General features: G+C 31.0%; 2 protein-coding genes. Both read left to right on the top strand.

Going from position 1 to position 3,193, the window contains the following annotated elements; translation table 11 throughout:
* Positions 1 to 176 precede the first annotated feature (176 nt).
* Positions 177 to 758 carry a hypothetical protein gene (locus BUB82_RS11450; protein ID WP_073193760.1) on the top strand — a complete coding sequence of 194 codons (582 nt, stop codon included), beginning with the start codon at positions 177 to 179 and terminating at the stop codon, positions 756 to 758.
* A gap of 794 nt (positions 759 to 1,552) precedes the next feature.
* Positions 1,553 to 2,968, top strand: coding sequence for a hypothetical protein (locus BUB82_RS11445; RefSeq protein ID WP_073193759.1), 1,416 nt, complete (start codon positions 1,553 to 1,555; stop codon positions 2,966 to 2,968).
* Positions 2,969 to 3,193 lie beyond the last annotated feature (225 nt).

Raw genomic sequence — 3,193 nt, 5'->3', positions numbered from 1 at the left:
TTTCTATTGGAAAATTCCAGTTAAAAGTGTATTTTCGTTTACCAGCGGAATAATTCTGCGAATGATTCCGCAACGACATCATAGCCAAGACCGTTATGTGCAAGCTGAAAAAAACAACGATGAAACGACTAAATTTGATAATTTTAATAATTCTGGTTTTCACATCTAGTTGCGGAATGAAAACTAAACAAGACTTGACGAAAAATTATGACGAAAATAAGAGTGAAATTCTTGAACTAAAGAATCATTTCAACAAAATTGTTCCCAAAGACTTCATAATCCAAATAAGATATAACTCATCTGATAATATTGATTTCTTTGTTTATCAACCTATGGAGAATTTAGATGAACTTGAATTGCTTTTTCAACAATGGGATTTAGATATAGACCAATATGTACCTCAAAATCCAAGAAGTGATTATGATAAAAAATATCACGGAATAACAAACTCGTTTATAGATGTTAAAGAAAAATTGAATTGGACAAATCAAACATTTATTGATTTATATAATAAATTAGAAAATGTAAATTGTATGGGTATTTCGAACGGAGACCCAACCGAAATAGAATACGGATTTAAAGGAATGGGAGTTTTTAGTTATTTAATATTTGATGAAAATTTGAATTCAGATTTACAGGAAAAATACTCGGATGATTGTTCTCAAATGTTTTACAAAGAAAATATAGTTTTAGATTATGGTAGTGGTGCAACTGGAAGTTTTTGTATACCAGAATTTAAAAGAAAAAAGACGGAATAAAGCCAGCACATAACAGCGCATAACAAAAATGGCGAATTTATTGTTGAAACGAGAGTTTTGTGTAATTTTAGAAACTAATAGTTTAACCGAAAAGTTTGCGCATTTTAAGTCGCCACTTTCGTTATGCGCGAGACGTTACACATAAACACTCCGAAAAAACTCGGGTCGGATATATGACACTTGAGAATCTGAATTTACCAAGCATCACCTAAAATGAATTGAAAACTGTTTTCAAAAGTCGAAATTTCCGCTTCTATCGAAAATTAGTTTATAAATCTGAATAAAAAAATAGAATCCTAAATATGACTTTTGACAAATGTTGAGCATTGAGCAGCTAGCTGAATTTGAAAAATAAAGATTTGAAAACATTGCAAAAACTTACAAATTGGAGTTTTTCGATATTTTGGAATAAATTGACTTCTGACAATCGTTGCGTGAATTACAAAATAAAAAATTGAATAAACTACACAGCGAAATTTTAGCGAGTTTGAAAACAGATGAATTTACTCATGAAAACAGAATTTGAAAATTTAGGTTTATAAAATAAAACTTCTGCTCTTCTCGACGGAATTGAATAGCAAAACGAAAAAAATCAGAAACGTGAAAAGTGCTTCGTTCCAATCAGAACGTGTCGTGTCAATGTGTAACAACGGCTATAATGCATTGCGGGTTGGAATTTTCTATTGGAAAATTCCAGTTTAAAGCGTATTTTCGTTTTCAAGCGGAATAATTCTGCGAATGATTCCGCAACGACATCATAGCCAAGACCGTTGTAACCAATGCCGAAAAAATGAATGGTAAGAATATATTTTGACAAACAAATCTTCAGTCACCTTTTCAAACAGGAAAAAGCTCAATATGTCAAACTATTGAATCAAATCAGGAAACAAAAGGCAAGTTTATTCTGTTATTCTCACGCACATCTTCTGGATTTAAAAAACGATAAAACAAATATTAAATATTCCGAATTAGAATTTATGGATTCAATTGTGAATGATAATTACCTATCATACCACGCAATTGAAAAGAAAACTTCTTGTTATTTAGCAAGACCTTTAGAGGCATTCGCAGATGTTGAAAAAGAAACAGATGATATTGACTTCTCAAGCATCTTTGATTTTGACACGAGCGACCTAAATCCAGAAGACCAAGAAAAATTTGAAAATGCAAAAAACCTCTTAACCGAAACAAAATTAGACTTCAACTTCCCAGAAATGGAAAACTTGGATTCTTCAATAACTGACCCATTAAAAAACTTTCTTCCTTTTGGTAAAGAACCAATGAGTATAATGCAATGGAGCGAACATTTTATGGGAATGCTTAAAAATATGCAGGAAGATAAAACTGTGTATAAAGGATTGCGAAATGTTACGGACAAGCATATTAACAATGGAAAGTTTACTATTGACTATGACGAGATAGATTTCAACGAAGACTTGAAAGATTCTCATCTTCAAAAGACGTTTATAGAATATGTGAATAGTAATTTAAACCCAAATGGAGACAAAGAAATATCGAAATATGACTTTTTTACAAACGCATACTTTACTCTTGACCTTTTAGGAATAAGTAAAGAGCCATCTAAAAGTGTTAGGTTTAACAATATGCTTAATGATGGAATTCATAGTTATTATGGAGCATATTGCGATTGTGTAGTTTCAGACGATAATGGTTTTTTGAAGAAAACCAGAGCACTTTATAAACTTCTTGGAATTAACACTAAAGTTATTCACGCTGATGACTTTATTCAATCTTTTGACTTCATTGTAGAAAAGGAAGAGAAAGACCTAGACTCTTTTTCTGAACTATTAGTAAATGATTTAGAAAATGGATTGATTGTCGATTCTTACAAGTCCATAGATATTAATAGAGAAACAAACACTATCAAACCTGCCCACAATTATTTAGGCTTCTTTAATAGAATTGACAATATCGTTGAGGAGGGAAAAAGTTATCTTTATTTTTATAGAAAAACCAATAACTATTCAAACTTTACGTTTTTAAGAGAATATGAATTAGTCGTCAATAACGCAGTTAAAATTTTTGGAGCAGACAACCATTTTAAAGAAAAGTTTGAATGGGAAAAAGAGAAGGATTTGATTCAATCCGACAAATGGTACGGACGAAAATGGGAATTTGAAACTTTTACTTTAAAAATTGAGACGAATAAAGGTTCAGGAAAATTAAGTATATTAATATCAATGAAATAAAAAAGCACTGGTTACAACAATGGCTATAAGTAATTGCTTGTTCTCGCCTACTTCTGAAAATCCTCGCGGATTTTCAGTTTGGTGTGTACTTGCTAAGTTAAGTGCTAACCCACGCAACTACTCATAGCCGAGACCGTTGGCAATAATGTAAAATGAAAAAAATAATAACATTTATAATTCTGATATTAGCAATTAATTCAGTGACTTCACAAAACCGAAAAAACT

Origin of the sequence: Psychroflexus salarius (genome assembly GCF_900129035.1) — a bacterium.
GTDB classification, from domain to species: domain Bacteria; phylum Bacteroidota; class Bacteroidia; order Flavobacteriales; family Flavobacteriaceae; genus Psychroflexus; species Psychroflexus salarius.
The sequence above is the reverse complement of the archived record's forward strand: the minus strand, read 5'-3'. Positions and strand labels throughout refer to the sequence as shown.